This window comes from Streptomyces sp. NPDC053755, assembly GCF_040677675.1.
Lineage (GTDB): Bacteria > Actinomycetota > Actinomycetes > Streptomycetales > Streptomycetaceae > Streptomyces.
On record NZ_JBFASK010000013.1, the window covers coordinates 112,597 to 130,865 of the forward strand.

The window sequence follows — 18,269 nt, forward strand, 5'->3', positions numbered from 1 at the left end:
TTCGGAAAACCCGGGCCGGGAGGGTCCCGCCTGCGCACGTCCCGGGTCGTGGGCTGCCGCGTCAGGGGCGGCGGGCGTAACAGAAGAGGTGCTCCTCCGGTTCCGCCAGGCCGCCGGCCGGCCGGAACCGGGAGACCGCGTGGTGCAGCACCTCCAGACCGCACTCCTCGCGCAGCCGACGCACGTACTCCTGTGCCGAGAAGCTGGAGACCTCCACGCCGCGCCCCATCCACTCGATGCGCACACCCTCCACGTCCGCCGGCACCGTCGCCGACACCAGATAGCCGCCGGGCGCCAGCCAGCCGGCCATCGCCTCCAGTGCCGCGCCCGCCTCGGCCCGGCTCATCATCAAGAGGGGGAAGAAGGCGCACACGGCGTCGAATCCCCCCTCCGGAGGTTCGAACGCCCGGACGTCGCACTGCTCGAACCGCGCCCCCGGCACCTGGGCGCGCGCCAGGTCCACCATGGTCCGGGAGACGTCGATCCCGGTCACCTCACAGCCGGCGCGCACCAGGCGTTCGGCGACCGGCCGCCCCGTACCACTGCCGACGTCGAGCACCCGCGCGCCCGTGCCGAGCCGGGCGGTCAGCCAGTCGACCGCGGCCACCTGCTCCGGCAGCCCGCCGAAGGCATCCTCGTAGGCGAGCCCCAGCCCGTCGAACAGCTCCGCCGCCGACAGCACGCCCGTCTCCGCGGCGGACTGCTTCCTCTCCCCGTCCCGCACAGCGTTCCCCTCTCCTCCGCACCGCCGCGACCCGTCGTGATGTCAGGGCCTGCCTACCCCGTCGACCACGCGGTCCATGCCGACGGCGCCGCACGCGACCCGATCGCCCCGCGTCCGCCGGCCGCCGCGTCCGTGGGACTCCCTATGTCTCCTGCTGCCGGCGGACCATCTCGGTGATCCAGACCGGCGCGAACGGAGACGTACAGCCGGGGGGAGTGGGGTAGTCCTTGAGCACCCCGAGGCGTTCGCCGATGTCGAGCGCGCGGGCGCGGTGTTCGGCGTGGTCGATCCCGATCCGGGCCAGGCAGTGGTTCATCGCCCACTGCAGGCGGTCCGGGGCGTCCCGCATCTCCGCCTCGATGACGTCGAGCAGTCCCGCGAGATCCAGACCCGCCGGCCTCTTCGCCACGCGCTCGGCGGTCAGCGCCCAGCCGGCGCTCGCGACCACCGGATCCGGGTCGGCGGACCAGGACAGACGCAGCTCCTCGGCGTGCGGGTTCTTCTTCACCACGTGGTTCACGAGCCAGTCGTGCACCTTGGGCGTGCGCGCCTCGCGCACCATGGTGTCCAGTTCCTCGCGGGTGAACGCCTTCGGGCGGCAGACCAGGATCGCCAGCAGCCGTGCCGCCGAGTCATCCGTCTCCCACAGCCGGCCCGCGAGTTCGTGCTGCGTCTTCAGCCGCTTCGCGAGTGCGCGCAGCTCGCCGAGGTTCACGCCGTGGTCGTCGCCGTGCCTCTCGTTGACGGCGCGTACCCTCGCGTTCTCGAGCGCGGCCAGCTCGGCCGTCACCTCGTCCACCATCGCCTCGGTCACCGCCGGCCTCCCGTCCCTCGCGTGCGCGATGCAGCCTACGACGGGAGCCGCCCGGCCGGAATGCGCGCCGGCCGGGCGGCACCGCTCCGCCGTCCGGCGGCGCGGCCGCGTCACCGGGGGCCGGTCCCCGGTCTCTCGTGCACCCACTCGGCCGCTTCGTGTGCCACGTTCGCGGGGCAGAGGGGCTCGGGCCCGGCGCGTCCCGGCCGCGAGGGCGGCCCCTCGTGCAGGATCGGCCGGGTGGCGGCCCGGGGACGGGCCGCCCGGCACCGCCCACCGCTGAAGAGGTCCGGCCATGCACGTGTTCGAAGACCCGCCGTTTCCGTACCTCGCCGACCGGGCGCCGGGGCTCGTCGCGCTCGCCACCTCCGACACCACCACGGTGACGGCGACATGACCACCGCTTCGCCCGGGGACGACGTACCGGACGGCGGCCGCTACGGCGAAACCGTGTTCCGCCCCGAACAGGCGGGCGAGGGTGAGCGCATCGACTTCGGGGCCCTCGCCTACGACGACATCACCCTGGCGCGACTGCGGGCGCTGGGCGTCGGCCCCGGGTGGAGGTGCCTCGACGTGGGCGCCGGCACCGGCACGGTCTCCCGTCGGCTGCTGGACGAGGCCGGGGTGGCGAGCGTGCTCGCCGTCGACCGCGACGTGCGCTTCCTCGCCGAGCGCCCCGTGCCCGGTCTGGACGTACGGGAGGCGGACATCACCGCCCCGGGCTCCGTCCCCGGCAGGTTCCACCTCGTCCACGCGCGCTTCGTCCTGATGCACCTGCCGGAGCGCGAACACCTGATCGCCCGGCTCGCCGGACTCGTCGAACCCGGCGGTGTACTGGTGCTCAGTGACGCGGTCGACCTGACGACCGACCGGACACCCACCACGCCCTACACCGCGGTCATGCGCGCGATGTGGCAGGGCCTGCGCGCCACCATCGGCACGGACATCTCCTGGGTGCCGTCCTACCCCCACCTGCTCCGTGCCGCGGGGCTCCTGCCCGTCGCCGCCGAGGTCCATGTGCCGCCGCTGGTGCCCGGCAGCCCGATCAGCCGTTTCTGGGCGGACACCTGGGAACGCAGCAGGGCGGCGATGCTCGCCACCGGCCTGGTCGACACCCGGGCCGTCGACGAGGCGATCCGCTACCTCGCCTCCGACGCGTGCGCCGCGCTGTCGGCCGGCATGCTGACCTGCTGGGGACACCAGCCGGCCGGGCGTCGCTGACCCGTACGCGAGGACCCGCGCGGGGCAGCCTTCCAGGTGCCCGCTCGACCACGAGCCGGGTCCGCCGCGCATCGGGCACCAGGCGCGGGCTTTCTCGCCGTAGCCGCGCCAGCTGACGGGTCACCGCCGGGGACCAAGGGCGCGAAGGCCAGGGTGTGATCGGTTGAGAGCTTCTTCGATGCCTGGATTGGCCGTTTGATACGCCAGAAATGACCGGTGGCGGCTGTCCTTTTCGCAAAGTCACATGGCGAACACGAACTGACTATGCTCCCCGATGTGTTGCGCCGCGCTCACAGCGAGTCATGGTCGCCGTGGTGCGCGCGGACGGAGTGGGCTGCCATGGGAAGCGACCGACGGCGCGATCCCGAGGCGGCCGCGGGGCCTCGTCGGGGCATGCGTGCGTGCCCGTGTGGAGTCCGACTCGCTCGTCTCGGCGCATCGCATCACCTCGGTCCGCTCATTTCAGACTGTTTAGGGACCCCTTGATGGTTCGTGCAGGATCAGTTTCCAGAGCCCGGTCAACCGCGGCTGCCCGGGTATGGCTCCTCCCGCCCGGAGTTCTGGCCGGAGCCTCCGCCATAGCGCTGCTCCTCTCGCCTGCACAGATACGGACACCGGTGGCCTGGTGCGGCCTCACCGCCGTCCTCCTCACGGTCGCCACCTCGGCCGAGACCGCACGGCGGCTGCGGTCGGCGGAAAGGGCCCGCCACGCGCGGGCGAGCGCCGAGGCGGGGGAGCGCGCCGCACAGCGGGAGGCCGCGCTGATCGGGCGCCTGGCCCAGCAGCGGGCCACCACCGTCTGGCTCGCCGAGGAGCTGCTGCCCGCGGCCGTCGCCCGCCTCCAGAAGGGGACCCCCGCCTCGGAGATCCTGCAGGCCGTGACCTTCGGCAAGCACCTCGACGACGAGTTCACCGAGGCGCTCAAGGGAGCCCTGCGCACGCTCCTGGAGGCGGTGGAGGCCGAGGAGTACACCCGGGACGCCTCCCAGCGGGCCCTCGTGGCGGTCGCGCGGCGGGTGCAGGCGATCGTGCACCAGCTCGCCAAGGATCTGCACTCCATGCAGATCCTCCACGGCACGGACGTGGTGGTCTCGCGCGGCCTGCAGGACATCGACCACCGCAACGCCCTGATCGGCCGCCTCGCGGCCAGCATCGCGGTCCTCGGCGACGCCCGGCCCGGGCGCCAGTGGTCGAAGGCCATTCCGCTCTACGACGTGCTGCGCGGTGCCATGTCACGCATCGTGGACTACCCCCGCGTGAAGCTGCAGTCGGTGACGGAAGTGGCCGTGACCGGCCCGGGAGCCGAACCGCTGATCCACCTGCTCGCCGAACTCCTCGACAACGCCACGACGTTCTCGCCGCCGCACACCCCCGTCGAGGTGACCGCGAGCGAGGTGCCCTCCGGCATCGCGATCGAGATCGAGGACCGTGGCGTCGGGCTCACCGAAGAGGTCCGGCAGCGTGTGGAACGCGTCATGGCGCAGTCGGGGTCGACCATCCACCTCGCCGGACTCGGCGAGGTGACGCAGCTCGGCCTGCCCGTCGTCAGCCGGCTCGCCCGCGAGCTGGGCTGCGACGTCGATCTGCGGACCTCCGCCTACGGAGGCGTACGGGCCGTCGTGCTCGTGCCCCGGCGTCTGATCACCACGGTGCCGCAGCCCGTCGTGAGGACCCCGCCGCCGGTCCGCCGGCGCATGGGCGGCCCCGTCATGCCCCGACCTGCGCAGGCGCGCGACGCCGTCCCGGAGACGGGCGAGGTCGGGAAGACCGCCAACGGGCTCCCGCAGCGACGCCGCGAGACGCCCGTCCCGACACCGGTCGTCATGGGGACGCCCACCCCGCCCGCCCCCCGGGGGCCCTCCGCCGCGTCCCGCCCGCCGGGCCTGATGTGGGAGGCGTTCAACGGCGAGAAGAGGCCGGGCGCGGAACCATCCACTCCACACAGCGAGCCGTCAGATGAGGTCGAGTAACATGCAGCCACTGCCCAACATGGACTGGATGCTCAAGGAGCTCGTGGGCGGCGTCCCGTACGTGCGACACGTGGTCGTCCTGTCGTCGGACGGCCTGTGCATCGGGCAGGCGAACACGGCGTCCGACACCGCCGACGCGATCGCCGCCGCCTGCTCCGGGATCCAGAGCCTGGCCCGGGCCATCGCCCAGATGTTCCCGCACGGGAACGGTTCGACGCGGATGGTCGGCATCGAAGCCGACGGCGGGTACTTCTCCCTGATGGCGGCCGGCCCCGGGGCCTACCTCGCGGTGCTGGCCGACCAGGAGGTGGACGCCGGACTCCTGGGGGACCGCATGCGCACGCTGGTGGTGCGCATCGGTCAGCACATGACCAGCCCGCCGCGTGATGACGTCGGGCAGGCGATGTGACATCAGAGAACCAGGCTCCCTGGGAAGAAGGCACTCCCGTCCCGCTCTACGTCATCACCGGTGGCCCGGGATCCAAGGCCAAGGCCTTCAACCTGGTCACCCTCATCGCGGCGAGGTCCGAGCCCGAGCCCGCGATGCAGCCGGAGCACGCGGCCATCCTCTCGATGTGCACCTACCCGCTCTCGGTGGCCGAGGTGTCGGCCTATCTCAGTCTCCCGTTCAGCGTCGTCACCGTGCTGCTCTCCAAGCTCGTCGACGACGAGCGGGTCGAGGCCATCGCACCCGTGCCGGTGGCGGCATACCCCGAACGCGGCCTATTGGAGGCGGTGATCCATGGACTACGCCAGCTTTGACGCTCTCGGCGCCGGCCCGCGTGACACCGACGTGCTGCTGCCCCACGGGGCCAGGGGCGTCAAGGTCGTCATCGTCGGCGGCTTCGGAGTCGGCAAGACGACGATGGTCGGGGCGGTGAGCGAGATCCCGCCCCTGACCACCGAGGAGACCATGACGCAGGCGGGCGTCGGGATCGACCACAATCCCGGCGCCCAAGGCAAGAAGACGACGACCGTCGCGATGGACTTCGGACGGATCAGCATCAACCGGGAGCTGATCCTCTACCTGTTCGGGACTCCGGGACAGGAGCGCTTCTGGTTCCTGTGGAACGGCATCTTCGAGGGCGCGCTCGGCGCCGTGGTGCTCGTCGACACCCGCAGGATCGAAGTGTGTTTCGAGGTCATCACCCGTCTCGAAGACCGCCGCGTCCCGTTCGTCGTGGCCGTCAACGCCTTCCCGGAGGCCCCGCAGTACCCCGTACCGGATCTGCGCACCGCTCTGGCCCTCAGCGACTCCGTGCCCATCGTCACCTGCGACGCACGCGACCGGGCGTCCTGCCGCGACGCCCTCCTCTCGCTGATGGTCTATCTGCGCACCCTCGCCGCCGCCCAGGAGACCGCATGACCGTCCCGCCCACCGAAAGCCCCACCGTGACGTCCGAGCCGAGCCCGCCTCCGGGCTGCCCGGCCCACACCGCGACCGGACCCGGCGGAGCCACCCGGCTCTACGGCGCCGACGCGGAGACGGACCCCATGGGCCTGTACGAGAAGCTGCGCGCGGCCCATGGCCCGGTGGCGCCCGTCCTGCTCGACGGCGACGTACGCGCCTGGCTGGTCCTGGGGTACCTCGAGAACCGGGACGTGGCCAGCCGCCCGACCCAGTTCTCCCGCGACCCGCGCGTCTGGCACGGCTGGACGAGCGGGGAGATCGACCCCGCCACCTCGCCGCTCGTGCCGATGATCGGCTGGCGTCCCGACTGCGTCTGCGCGGACGGGGAGGAACACCAGCGCCTGCGCGGCGCGGTCACGGCCAGCCTCAGCCAGTTCGACCACCGCGGGATCCGTCGCCACATCACCCGCTTCGCCCACCAGCTCATCGACACGTTCTGCGAGCGCGGCGAGGCGGAACTGGTGGACCGGTACGCCGAGCACCTGCCCATGCTCACCCTCACCCACCTGCTCGGCATGTCGGAGGAGTCCGCGCCCGAGCTCGTGCACGCCGCCCGGGACCTCTTCAAGGCCACCGAGACGTCACTCGCCAGCAACGCCTACGTGCTGGAGAGCCTCGAACGGCTCGTGGTGGCCAAGCGGGCCCGCCCGGGGCACGACATCGCCTCCGCGCTGATGGCCCATCCCGCCAACCTCTCGGACGAGGAGGTCCAGCACCACCTGCGGCTCATCCTGCTGGCCGGATACGAGACCACCGCCAACCTCATGGCCAACGTCCTGCGCATGGTGGTCAGCGACCCCCGCTTCCGCGGCTCGCTGGCCGGCGGACAGATGACCCTGCCCGAAGCCGTGGAGCAGGTCCTCTGGGACGAGCCCCCGCTGATGGTGTGTCCGGGACGCTGGGCCAACGGCGACACGACCCTCGGGGGGCAGCAGATCAAGGCGGGGGACATGCTCCTGCTGGGCCTGGCCGCCGGAAACGTCGACGAGGCGATCCGCCCGGATCCCTCGGCGCCCGTGCACCACAACCGCGCGCACCTGTCCTTCAGCGCGGGTACCCACGAATGCCCGGGCCAGGACATCGGGCGCATCATCGCCGACACCGGGATCGACATCCTCCTCACCCGGCTGCCCGACATCACCCTGGGCGTCCCCGAGGAGAGTCTGACCTGGCGTTCCTCCACCTGGGCCCGTCATCTGACCGAGCTGCCCGTCACCTTCGCCCCCCGGCCGCCCCAGGCGCACGACGTGCCGGCGCCGCTCCCGGCCCCGCCCGCCCAGGGCATCGCGATGCCGCCGGCTCCGGCGGAGCCGCGGAACGAACCGGAGACGCGGCAGCGGTCCGAGCCCCGTGCCTCGTGGTGGACGCGGGTCGGACGTCTCCTGCGGAGGAGGTAGCCGGGCCGGCCGGTGTCCCGGCGCCGACCGACCGTACCCGCCGAGGGGTGCCGACGCGTTCGGCGGCACCCCTCGGCGCACGGTGTCCCTCGCCGTCACGGCCGTCGCCGCCGCTACGGCCGGAACGAGACGTTCGTGGCGGCGTAGCGGGGAGCTCCGGTGTACCAGGCGTGGATACCGGAGAGGAAACCGCACGCTCCCTCGAGCCACACCTCCAACTCGGCGCGCTCGTCGTCGTGCAGCCCGGATCGCCGTACGAGCAGCGGCAGTTCCTCCTGCCTGAGGTGCTCGAAGTCCCGCAGCCGGGCGTTCACCAGATGCAGGGCAGCCGGGACCGCGTCGTGGAGGCTGATGCCGAGGGACGTTCCGACGACCAGGACGAGGTTGTTGACGTCGTGCTCCTCGTGCACCTCCCTCTCGTAGGAGGCGATGTCGTTCGCCAGGCCCATGAAGTCCATGAAGGCGTCGAGCAGGGCGTGGACGGTCCGGGTGTGCCGGATCTGCTCGGGGATGCGTGCGCCGGTGGCCAACTCGACCGAGTAGGGCGCGGTGTAGGCGGCGAAGCTCTCCCGCCGGAACGGGGCGTAGTCGATCAGGTGGGGGATGCGGCCGTTGCGGCTGTTGGCCAGTTCCTCGACCCCGGCATCGACGTATCTTTCCAGGGCGCGGTTGAACTCCTCGCGCCAGTGGGCCAGGTGCGGAGGGAAGAGGTGCCGCTGCAGATCGGCGATCCCCCGCTCGACGGCGTTGGTCGGCTCCGGCAACCGGGCGCCCGGTTCCGGTCTCAGGAAAGCGCGCAGCCGGGCGGTGAAGACCCGTGCGCCGGGCAGGTCACCGGTCTGCTTGAAGGCGGAGGCGAAGTAGTCGTCCCAGGCCAGAGCCCAGATGTTGAACCGGTGGTTGAGCCGGAGGCCGTCGAGAGAGGCGTCGGGGAGGGTCCAGGCGGTCAGCTGGTCCACGGTCATGGCATGGAACCGGGCCCGGGTCCATATCGCGCGGCGGTCCGGCGATCCCGCGTCGCCGTCCAGCATGCCCATCGCGCGCGCCCAGGACTCGCTCTCCTCGCGTAAGGCCGGCAGATAGGGGTTCACCCGCAGCGGGTAGGGCATCCACAGCTGGGGGAGCTCGACGGCACGCACTGTCATGGCCAACCTCCTTCTTCCGTGGCCCGCGTCGGCCTGCGAGCCACCCTTCGAGCGGTCTGCCTGCAGGGAGGCGGTCCCCTGTGTCGTTCGCACCACGCAGCCGGAAGCTCCGGCACGCCGTGGACGCCATGCCGGAGAGATGCGATGCGCCGCGCGCTCCCGCGCGAGCTCCCGCATGTGCCGACAACCGCCCCCTGCCATGAGGCCGGTCGATGCCCGCCCTGCAACTCTCCAAACCTGCCCTCCACGAACGACCGGCAACCCCGCAATTGGCCGGAACGCGATCGGAACAGGTGCGCGTGCGGAAGGGAACGATCCGCCCTGGGGAGCTTTCCGTTGCCGTACGTACATTCCGGCACCGTTCAGTCGTCAAGACGGTGCCCTCCGAGCAAGGTGACCATCTTGGGGTCGCGGTGGTCGAAGAACAGGGAGCTGCCGGTGTCGAGGGTGGCGATACGGTCCATCTGTTCGTCGGTGAGCCGGAAGTCGAAGACGTCGAAGTTCTCGGCCATGCGCTCGGCGCGCACGGACTTGGGGATGGCGACGACACCGCGCTGGGTGAGCCAGCGCAGCACGACCTGGGCGACCGACTTGCCGTGCTCCTTGCCGATCCCGGCGAGCAGCGGGTTGGTGAACAGGTCGTTCCTGCCCTCGGCGAAGCCGCCCCAGGACTGGATCTGCACCCCGTGCTCGCGCATCAGGACCTGGTAGTCGGCGCGCTGGAAGAAGGGGTGGGTCTCGATCTGGTTGACCTGCGGGGTGATCTCGTTGTGGACGATCAGGTCGATCAGCCGGTCGGGGTAGAAGTTGGCCACCCCGATCGCCCTGGTCGCGCCCTCGCGGTGGAGCGCCTCCATGGCGCGCCACTGGCCGTGGACGTCGCCGAAGGGCTGATGCATCAGGTACAGGTCGAGGCGGTCAAGGCCCAGCCTGGTCAGCGAGGTCTCGAACGCGCGGCGTGTGAGGTCCTCGGCGGGGGCGTCCTGGACCCACAGTTTGGTGGTGACGAACAGGTCCTCGCGCGGGATGCCGCTGGAGGAGACGGCACGGCCCACGGCTCGCTCGTTGCCGTAGGCGGCGGCGGTGTCCAGCAGGCGGTAGCCGACGGCCAGGGCCTCGGAGACGGCGCGCTCGGTGTCCTCGGCGGGGATCTGGTAGACGCCGAAGCCGAGGAGCGGCATCTCGACGCCGTTGTTGAGGGTGACGGTCTGCATGGGGGAGGGTCCTTAGCTGTGCGGGGGGTCGGAGGCGGACGAGGGCCTCGGGCGTACCGGCCCGAGCACCCCCTCGTCGTCGGTGGCGTTGCCCGCCTTCCACTCTCACCCGGCCCGGCGGGTCGTGCCGGTCGAAGCCCGGGTGACGGCGAGGGCCGGCGGCGCCCCGCGCACATCGGCTGCCCGCCGTTCCCTCCGCCGGTTCCGTGCCGGCCGGCCGGCACGGTACAGCCGATCAAGGGCTGTCGTCCGGTCGGTGGACGCTGAGGTCGCCGTAGGCCGCGAGAGCGCCGGCCAGGTCACCGGGTTCGTGCCGGAGGGTCGCGTCCAGGAAGGCGAGCGTGGTCGCGGCGACGACGCGCGGACTCTCGGTGCGGCCCAGGGACCCGACGATCGAGGGCACGGGCGGCAGATAGAGGGGGCCGTCCATGAAGGAGAGGTGTGCGGTGCCGGGGACGGTGAGGCGGTAGCTCGTCGCGGTACTGCGCGTGAGGGCCTCGGTGAGGCGGGGCAGGTAGCGCGGGTCGGTTTCGCGGGTGACGGCCTGGGTGAGCGCGAGCGTCGGCTGGTGGAGGAAGGGGGAGGCGGGGCCGTGGGGGTAGCCGTCCAGGTCGATGACGGCGTCGAACCGGCGATCCTGCCGGGCTGCCTGCAGAGCCGCGGCGCCGCCCATGGAGTGGCCGGTGACCGCGGCCCGGCCGGTGTCCAGGCGTCCGGTCAGCGGGCCGGCCGTCTCCCCCCGGGCCAGGTGGTCCAGCCGGGTGAGGACGAAGCGGAGATCGGCGGCCCGCACGGCCGTCCAGCCGGCCGCAAGATCGGTGTCCTTGGCCTGGTCTCCGGTGGAGGCGATCTCGGAGCGGATCGTCCGGCCGTCGGCGAGGACGACGGCGGCGGAGTCGTACGGGTGGTCGAGGGCGGCGACCACGTAGCCGTGGCTGGCCAGTTCCTCCGCCCAGACGGTGTTCTGGGTGCGCACTCCGCTCGACCCGGGAGAGAACAGCACGACCGGGAACCGCCCGCCCCTCACGGCCACCGGAGCGTCGAAGACCGCATGGGTGTGCGCACGCGGGACGCCGTCGACCAGGAAGCCGGGCAGACCGGCCGTGCGGGCGAGGGCATCGGAAACGGTGCGCGCCTCGTGCTCGGTGCGTCCGAGGTAGCGGGCCCGCCGCGCGCCCGGCGGACTCGTCCGGGCGGGGTACCAGAGCTGGACCACCACCGTGCGCCGGTCGTGCGGATCGGCGGTGAAGCTTTCGGGGCGGCGCGGGTCGGTCCACTGCACGACGTCGGTGCCGACCGCGTAGCGGCCCGACGGCTCGGGGAACACCGGCACAGGAAGGGCCCAGGCCGTCAGGGGGCCGGTGACGATCAGGCCGAGGCAGGCCACGGACCCCGGCCCCGCCAGCCACCATCGGGCCCGCCGCGCGGGTCGTCCGGTGCGACGGCGCAACAGCGCAGAGAGCGCGAACGGTGACGCGACGGCGGCGCCTGCCAGGACGGGCAGCATCTGCCAGCGGACACCCACCACACTCAGCGCGATCACGGCCACCACCAGGAGCGCTCCCGCCGCGACCGTGACGCGTGCGCGGGCGGTGGGAGGAAGCCAGCGCGCCACCACCAGCGCGACGGCACTGAGCAGGGTGAGAAGTTCCGGAGGGGACAGGTGGAGCCCCGCGATGATCTCGTTCACCCCGCCATCCTCAGGGCCGGGGGCGCGATGCCACATCCCTCCGGGGTCGTCCTCGCATGCGACCGAAGTCGCCATTCGAGGCGGCTCACTTGTGCGACCGAAGTCGCATCCGGGGACGTCGCTCGTGCGACTTACGTCTCACGTCGGGTCGTCACGCTCCGCTTTTCTCGGGGCCGCGGCGCTGTTCCATGGCGGGGCCTCACCCCGCAGCCGTCGGGACCGCCCGTGGGTGTCCGTCCGCCGGACGGGGTGGAGGGCGCGCCGCTCCGTCAGCGGGAGGTGTCGAGCACCAGCTTGCCGACGGTCCTGCGGGCGCGCAGGTCCTCGTGGGCGCGGGTCGCCTCGGCGAGGGGATAGACCCCGCCCACCTGCGGCTTCAGACGGCCGTCGGCGACCATGGCGAGCAGCTCGGCCATCGGTTCGCGGTACATGCCGGGACGTCCGACCGCGTGCATCAGCCAGAAGCCGACGACCGCCCGGGACCGGCCCATCAGCTGCGCCGCGTGGACGGGGCTCGGGGCCTGGCGGCTCGCCATGCCGTACGTGACCAGCCGGCCGAACGGCGCGAGGGCGGCGAGGGACGCGTCGAAGACCGGGCCGCCGGTCATCTCGAGGACGACGTCCACCTTCCTGCCCTCGTTGGCCTCGATCAGCCGTGCCTTGAGGTCGTCGGCATCGGCGTCGACGGCGACGTCCGCACCGAGGGACAGTGCGAGTTCCCGCTTCTCCGGGGTCGACGCGGTGGCGATGACGCGTCCCGCGCCGAAGGTCTTCGCCAGCTGGACGGCGAGCGAACCCGTGCCGCCCGCGGCGGCGTGCACGACGACCGACTCGCCCGAGGCCATGCGCCCCGCGGTGCGGAGCAGGTGCCACGCGGTGAGGCCCTGGACGATCAGGGCCAGCGCCTCCCCGTCCCCCACCGTGTCGGGAACGTCGATCGCCAAGTCCTCCCGCACGGAGGCCTTTTCGGCGTACCCGCCGTAGAGGTCGGCGAGGGCGACGACCCGGCGTCCGTCCTCCGTGCGGCCGACGACCTCGCCGCCGGGGACCATGGGCGTGGCGGAACGCGACAGGTAGGAGTCCTCGACCGCGTGCGTATCGGCGTAGTTGACGCCGGCGGCGGAGACGTCGATCAGCAGGCGGCCCGCCTCGGGCCGGGGATCGGGTATCTCCACCGGTCGCAGTACTTCGGGCCCGCCGAATTCGGTGACGTGTATCGCACGCACAGTCGCTCCTCACCCCTGACATGTCCGGCGGTGCACTCCTGCGGACCCCGCCGCCCTCACGTTCCCATCAGGCGCTGCTCATTACCAACTGCTCAGTATGTGAGCTGCGCCACTTCTCGGTCCGAGGACGCCTTATGGCTTCTCCAAGCATCTATTTCATTTCCCGCACCAGGTGTGACGACGGGAATTCCTTGGAGTGAGGCATTCCGTTGACGCCCCGTCACATAGGTGTCGCGTATATCTCGATCGCATAACGAGAAGTCCCGTGAAGGCTGGACCATTCGCAACGAGTGGCGTCAACTGGGCTTCCCTGCAAGCAGTATGACTGCTCATCATTTCAGACCACCGGATAACGGAACGCACACATTCCTTGGGCCCCTCTATGTCTCAATTGCCCATCCCGATGTTCTGGCAGGCTTCCGCGCACCGTTCCCCGATCAAGGAAGAGGTGCCCCGTGTCAGGACGTCGAAGACTCAGGACCCAGCGCCGAAAGACCCCCGGCCTCATACTCGTCGCGGCCGTCGCCGCCCTGGCGGTCGCGGGAGGTGTCGCGTACGAGGCCGCCGGGCCGGCAGCCGGCACGGACCGGGGGCTGCCCCTCGCGCAGCCCGTCGGCACGCCGAGCACGGCGACGCAGCCGGCCGCGGAGCCGACGCGCGACGAGGAGCCCGACCCCCTCGTCGAGAAGCCGAAGAGCGAGCCCGAGCGCGGGCTGGTCTACGAAGGCCTGACGCCCGCGCCCGAGGGGGATCCGTGCGCCGGTGTCTACCGCACGGCGGCCGGCCACTGCACCCACGGCCCCGACGCCCCTCCGAAGGGCGTCGACATCAAGAAGGACACGCCTCCGGCCGTCAAGGCGGTCGCCCCCGGGACGAACCCGGCAGAACCGGTGCCCGGCGGGACCGACGGCAAGCCGCCGGGCACCGAACTGCCCCGGACCGCCGCCCCCGCGCTGGATGCCGCCGCGCCGCGGAAGGGCGCCCCGCCGGCCGGGGCGGCAACCGGCACACGCGACGCGTCCGCGACCGGCCCTACGGGACAGACCGTGCAGTGCGACGGTGACGGGACGACCGGCAACCGCGTCCAGGTCGTCTACGCCCACGCCCCCGGAACGGACCGGTACGCCACGTACCTGGCGTCCTTCCGGAAGTGGGCGGCCGACGCCGACCTGATCTTCTCCGCGAGCGCCGAGGACACCGGCGGAGTGCGGCACATCCGCTACGTCACCGGCTCCGACTGCGTGCCGACGGTGCTCGACATCGAGCTCCCCGCCCCGGCCCTCGCCGAGTTCAGCGCCATGAACCGGGCGCTCGCCGCCCGGGGCCTCGACCGGCGTGACCGCAAGTACATGATCTTCGCTGACGCCCAGGTGTACTGCGGCATCGGCACCTTCGCCGGCGACGAGCGGCCCGCCCAGAACAACCTCAGCAACTTCGGTCCCTCCTACGGCCGTACGGACACCGGCTGCTGGGGCGGGCACACCGCCGCCCACGAACTGGGCCACAACCTCGGCGCGGTGAACAACAGCGCACCCCACACCAGCCGGGGCGCCCACTGCACCGACGAGTGGGACGTGATGTGCTACTCCGACAGCCCGTACTACCCGCGGATGCGCTCGGTCTGCCAGGACGGCGCCTACGAGAACCGGCTCGACTGCAACCACGACGACTACTTCCACACCAGTCCGAAGCCCGGCAGCTATCTGGCCTCGCACTGGAACATCGCCGACAGCCAGTTCCTCATGCGGAACAAGGGAAACACCCGGCCCGATCCGTCGCCCACCGGCACTCCGACTCCGACGGGCGGGCCGACCGGCGGACCGTCCACGGCGCCCACGGTGACTGTCGGACAGGTCGCGTCGGACTCCGTCGTGGCCACCTGGAAGGCCGTGGACGCCGCCGCCTGGTATCAGCTCTTCCTCGACGGCAAGGCCCTCGGCTGGGTGCAGACGAACAGCGCCCGCGTCTACAACCTGAAGCCGGGCACCGGCCACACCCTCGCCGTCTCCGTACGGGACCGGTCGGGACGGGACAGCGGCCCGGGCAAGGCCACCGCCTTCCGCACCGCCGGCGGCGGAAACGGCGGCGGCACCGTGCCGAACGCGCGCTACGTCCTCGCCAACGGCCCCACCGGCGCGGCAGCCGAGGTCTGGGGCGGCCGGACCGCTGACGGGACGGTCCTGGTCGGTTCACCCCGCAACGGTTACGCCCCGCAGCAGTGGTACGTCGACGACGCGGGCGGCGGGCTCAGCCGCATCCGCTCGGCCGCGACGGGCAAGTGCCTCCAGACCGGCGGGACGGCCGGCCCGGGCATGTGGGTGTCCCAGCAGCCCTGCGGCGACTCCGCCGCCCAGCAGTGGCGGCTGGCTCCCCTCGGCAACGGCGTGATGATCACGGCGGGATCGAGCCGCTTCGCGCTGGGCGTCAGTAACCGGCCGTACTACGGATCCTGGCTCATCGAGCTCCAGCACGCGTCCTCGGGCCCCGCGCAGATCTGGACGCTGCAGAAGTCCGGTTGACCCGTCCGGTTCGCCCCGCTCTCACCGACGCCGTCCACCACGGGGAGGACCGCCCACCGGAGTGACGGCCTACGGCGCGAGTGACGGCCGGCGGGCGGCATGCGACCGTCCGCCGGCCCGGGCCCCGCTTCCTTCGCCGCCCCCCATCCCTCGCATCGAGCACATCCCTGGAGGACCCTGTGCACATACCGCGTCCAGCGACCGCGGCGACCGCCGTGGTGGTGGCCGTCCTGTCGCTCCTCACCCTCCCCGCCGGTACCGCCCGCGCCCACGGAGGCACTCTGGCGGTCCACATCGGCGGACACGAGCACGGGCGCGTGACGGCCCGGATCACCTGGGAGAACGACGAGGACTCCGTCGGAGACCGGGTCGCCGCCACCGTCAACGCCGTCAGCGCGGACGGCGCGCGGACGGCGGGACCGTGGCTCCTGGTCCGCGACCCGTCGGACGAGAGGCGCTTCACCACCGTCGAGGCGCTGCCCGCAGGCCGGTGGAAGGTAGCCGTCGAGGTGGGTCATCCCGCGCTCGGCCGCGACGAGGCGGACATCACCGTGGCCGCCGCCCCGGAGCCGAGGACTCCCTCCGCGCCACCGGCCGACCCCTCCCCCGCCACCTCGGCGCCCCACCCTCCCACCGGCAGGGCGACGGCGCGGTCGACGGAGACGTCCGCCGACGCCGAGGCGCCCTCCGCACTGCCCGGCGCCGGGGCGGCGGCCGGCGGAGTCGTCCTCGTCGGCGGCGCGGCGGTCCTGCTCGCCGCACGGAACAGGCGCCGAGGCGGGATCTGAACCCCACGAGGCGGAGGAAGAGGACGGGCGGATGGGGGGGGGAGCCGCGGGTGCGTCACGTCGTTTCGGGGCAGGGGCCGGGCCGCTGCGGCTCCCCGTCCCGGGCCAGTTCGGCGTTGAACTGCGCGCCGGCCAGCAGGACGACGTGCGACACCCACAGCCAGACGAGGAAGGCCACCACTCCCGCGAGGGAGCCGTACAGGCGGTCGTACGTCGCGATGTGCGCCGCGTAGAACGCGAACCCCACCGACGCGAGCAGCCAGAGAAGTACCGCCAAGGCTCCGCCGGCGACCGTCTGCCGCACTCCGCGGCCCTCGGGCGGCCCGGACCGGAAGAGCAACAGGACCAGGGCCACGACCACGAGGAGCAGCAGCGGCCACCTCAGCCCCGCCCACACCAGCGCCGCCTGATGGTCCCTTCCCGTGCCCCGGCCGATGGCGCGGGCGACCCGCTCGGTGGCCGTCAGCGTCAGCACACCGCTGACCAGGAGAGCGAGCACGGTCACCGCCCTCAGCAGGACGGCGGGCAGCGTCCGCCACGCGGGGCGGCAGTCGGGGACCCCGTACATCGCGTGCAGTGCGCGCCGGAACACCGCGAGGTAGCTGGTGGCGGACCACAGCGCCGCGCCCCCGGTCAGCACGACCAGCATCCACCGCACCGACTGGTCCTCCCGCGGGCTGCCCAGCGCCTGCGCGAGCACCGGGTGGGCCGCCTCGGGCACGAACGCCTCCAGCTGGGCGATGACCTCCTGCGGGGAGCCCGTGCCGAGCAGTGCCGTGGAGAACACGATCACCAGGAGGGCCGGGAAGACGGCCAGGACCGCGTAGTACGTCAGGGCGGCTGCCCAGTCGGTGAGGTCGTCCGCCCAGACGGCGACCGGCGTACGGGCCAGAGCGCGGGCGTACTCGCCGCGCCCGCGCCCGCCCCGGCCGGGCGCCGAGCCGCTCGCGGGGATACCGATCGTCATGAAACCACCGCTCCGTTCCGGCCTGCCGCACCGTGGGCCGCCGCCTTCCCGAGCGGTGACCGGCAGGGTCCCCTTCCTGCTTCCCCGCGACGGCCGGCCCACGCCGTGGCGACGCGACCGCGATGAGGGCGGACCGGGCCCCGTGGGTCAGGGAGGGCGGGGCGGTACGGGTCAGGGCTTCGGCCGCATGTCCGCGCCGTAGGTGGTGCGGTAGTCCGGGACGACGATCCGGCTCGCCGGAGACTCCTGGTGCACCAGGGCGACGAACGCGTCCAGGTCCATCGCCGGGTCGCGGCGGGGCGGTCGGCTCAAGGGCTCCTCGAAGTCGTCCCAGTGCACGGGTACGACGACGCCGGGCCACCCGAGCGCCCGCAGCAGGCGCGGTACGTAGCGGGACGTCGAGGCGCTGGACGGTACCGCGACCATCGCGAGGTCGGGGGTCAGCCCCTGGACCGCCCGCTCGGAGAAGTCGCTGGCGCCCATCAGGAAGGCCGAGGGTCCGTCGCTTCCGGCCGTCACCTGGAAGGCGAGCGTGTCGCCCTCCGGCAGGTCCGAGATGGTGCGGGGGGCTGCCGGGGGTGGCGCGTCGAGCGTGCCCGGGGCGAAGTAGGTGTGCCGCTTGTTGCGACTGTGGAGACTCGGCACGACCTCGACGGTGAGGCCGTCGAAGTCCAGCACCTCGCCGCCCTTCACCACCGAGATCTGCCCGGGGTCGACCCCGAACGCCACCAGCAGGTGGTAGGTGGTCTCGGTGCCGACGACCCGGGCGCCGGTGGTCCTGGCGATGTGGGGCACGTCGGCGATGTGGTCCCAGTGGGAGTGGCTGACCAGGACGATCTCGGGGTGCCCGATGTGCTCTCGTATCCGTCCGGGGTCGGACCTCAGCTTCGTGCCCGCATCGAAGGCCCCGGCGAACAGGCCGGTCCTGAACCGGGTGACGTACGGGTCGAAGAGCACCGTCCGCCCCTCGACGTCGATGCGCCAGCCGGACGTCCCCAGCCAGCGGAAGGACGCCGCACCGGTCGGCGGGACCCCGCGGGCCGTCGCCCCCGCCGCCGCGACGGCGGGGGAGGGGAGGAGCGGAACGGCCGCTCCGAGCGCGGCGCCTCGCAGCACCGTACGTCGGCCGAGACCCGGGACGCGCCGCTTCGGGCGCCGTGCGTCTGTGTCGTCGTTCATGCGG

16 protein-coding genes are annotated in these 18,269 nt (G+C 72.5%); 8 read left to right on the top strand and 8 right to left on the bottom strand.

What is annotated here, in order from left to right; all coding sequences use genetic code 11:
* Positions 1-61: 61 nt before the first annotated feature.
* Together AB0K65_RS15495 and AB0K65_RS15500 are read right to left on the bottom strand one after the other, a co-directional pair.
* The gene (locus AB0K65_RS15495) at positions 62-724 is read right to left on the bottom strand and encodes a class I SAM-dependent methyltransferase (protein WP_365716566.1); all 663 of its coding nucleotides are present in this window, start codon (positions 722-724) and stop codon (positions 62-64) included.
* 142 nt (positions 725-866) lie between these two features.
* The gene (locus tag AB0K65_RS15500; protein ID WP_365716683.1) at positions 867-1,526 is read right to left on the bottom strand and encodes a DNA alkylation repair protein; all 660 of its coding nucleotides are present in this window, start codon (positions 1,524-1,526) and stop codon (positions 867-869) included.
* A 405-nt stretch (positions 1,527-1,931) separates the two neighbouring features.
* Between AB0K65_RS15500 and AB0K65_RS15505 the strand changes: the two genes are divergently transcribed.
* The 6 genes from AB0K65_RS15505 to AB0K65_RS15530 all read left to right on the top strand — a co-directional run bounded on the left by AB0K65_RS15505 (position 1,932) and on the right by AB0K65_RS15530 (position 7,537).
* Positions 1,932-2,759, top strand: a complete 828-nt coding sequence (locus AB0K65_RS15505; RefSeq protein WP_365716568.1) for a class I SAM-dependent methyltransferase — start codon at positions 1,932-1,934, stop codon at positions 2,757-2,759.
* 617 nt (positions 2,760-3,376) lie between these two features.
* The gene (locus AB0K65_RS15510) at positions 3,377-4,729 is read left to right on the top strand and encodes an ATP-binding protein (RefSeq protein ID WP_365716570.1); all 1,353 of its coding nucleotides are present in this window, start codon (positions 3,377-3,379) and stop codon (positions 4,727-4,729) included.
* Position 4,730: 1 nt separating this feature from the next.
* Positions 4,731-5,138: a roadblock/LC7 domain-containing protein gene (locus AB0K65_RS15515; RefSeq protein WP_365716572.1), complete on the top strand. Its 408-nt coding sequence runs from the start codon at positions 4,731-4,733 to the stop codon at positions 5,136-5,138.
* Entirely contained in the window at positions 5,135-5,491 is a 357-nt protein-coding gene (locus AB0K65_RS15520; protein WP_365716574.1) for a DUF742 domain-containing protein, read from the top strand. The genes AB0K65_RS15515 and AB0K65_RS15520 overlap by 4 nt, the downstream gene beginning before the upstream one ends.
* The gene (locus AB0K65_RS15525) at positions 5,472-6,095 is read left to right on the top strand and encodes an ATP/GTP-binding protein (protein ID WP_365716576.1); all 624 of its coding nucleotides are present in this window, start codon (positions 5,472-5,474) and stop codon (positions 6,093-6,095) included. The genes AB0K65_RS15520 and AB0K65_RS15525 overlap by 20 nt, the downstream gene beginning before the upstream one ends.
* Positions 6,092-7,537: a cytochrome P450 gene (locus AB0K65_RS15530; protein ID WP_365716578.1), complete on the top strand. Its 1,446-nt coding sequence runs from the start codon at positions 6,092-6,094 to the stop codon at positions 7,535-7,537. The genes AB0K65_RS15525 and AB0K65_RS15530 overlap by 4 nt, the downstream gene beginning before the upstream one ends.
* Positions 7,538-7,650: 113 nt before the next feature.
* Here AB0K65_RS15530 and AB0K65_RS15535 read toward each other — a convergent pair whose 3' ends face one another.
* The 4 genes from AB0K65_RS15535 to AB0K65_RS15550 all read right to left on the bottom strand — a co-directional run bounded on the left by AB0K65_RS15535 (position 7,651) and on the right by AB0K65_RS15550 (position 12,812).
* A complete protein-coding gene (locus AB0K65_RS15535) occupies positions 7,651-8,682 on the bottom strand; it encodes a hypothetical protein (RefSeq protein ID WP_365716580.1) in 1,032 nt (343 codons plus the stop codon).
* A gap of 362 nt (positions 8,683-9,044) precedes the next feature.
* Positions 9,045-9,896 carry an aldo/keto reductase gene (locus AB0K65_RS15540; protein ID WP_365716582.1) on the bottom strand — a complete coding sequence of 284 codons (852 nt, stop codon included), beginning with the start codon at positions 9,894-9,896 and terminating at the stop codon, positions 9,045-9,047.
* 235 nt (positions 9,897-10,131) lie between these two features.
* Complete coding sequence (locus tag AB0K65_RS15545) at positions 10,132-11,622, bottom strand: hypothetical protein (protein WP_365716685.1); 1,491 nt, start codon at positions 11,620-11,622, stop codon at positions 10,132-10,134.
* A gap of 233 nt (positions 11,623-11,855) precedes the next feature.
* Positions 11,856-12,812: a zinc-binding dehydrogenase gene (locus AB0K65_RS15550; RefSeq protein ID WP_365716584.1), complete on the bottom strand. Its 957-nt coding sequence runs from the start codon at positions 12,810-12,812 to the stop codon at positions 11,856-11,858.
* A gap of 455 nt (positions 12,813-13,267) precedes the next feature.
* On the opposite strand from AB0K65_RS15550, the gene AB0K65_RS15555 reads away from it, so the two are divergent.
* Both AB0K65_RS15555 and AB0K65_RS15560 read left to right on the top strand, forming a co-directional pair.
* Positions 13,268-15,331, top strand: coding sequence for an RICIN domain-containing protein (locus AB0K65_RS15555; protein ID WP_365716586.1), 2,064 nt, complete (start codon positions 13,268-13,270; stop codon positions 15,329-15,331).
* Between the two features lie 179 nt (positions 15,332-15,510).
* The gene (locus AB0K65_RS15560) at positions 15,511-16,119 is read left to right on the top strand and encodes a hypothetical protein (protein ID WP_365716588.1); all 609 of its coding nucleotides are present in this window, start codon (positions 15,511-15,513) and stop codon (positions 16,117-16,119) included.
* A 55-nt stretch (positions 16,120-16,174) separates the two neighbouring features.
* Here the strand turns inward: AB0K65_RS15560 and AB0K65_RS15565 are convergent, their stop codons facing one another.
* Both AB0K65_RS15565 and AB0K65_RS15570 read right to left on the bottom strand, forming a co-directional pair.
* Positions 16,175-17,086: a YihY/virulence factor BrkB family protein gene (locus AB0K65_RS15565; RefSeq protein ID WP_365716590.1), complete on the bottom strand. Its 912-nt coding sequence runs from the start codon at positions 17,084-17,086 to the stop codon at positions 16,175-16,177.
* Between the two features lie 171 nt (positions 17,087-17,257).
* Positions 17,258-18,265 carry an MBL fold metallo-hydrolase gene (locus tag AB0K65_RS15570; RefSeq protein WP_365716592.1) on the bottom strand — a complete coding sequence of 336 codons (1,008 nt, stop codon included), beginning with the start codon at positions 18,263-18,265 and terminating at the stop codon, positions 17,258-17,260.
* Positions 18,266-18,269: the final 4 nt, after the last annotated feature.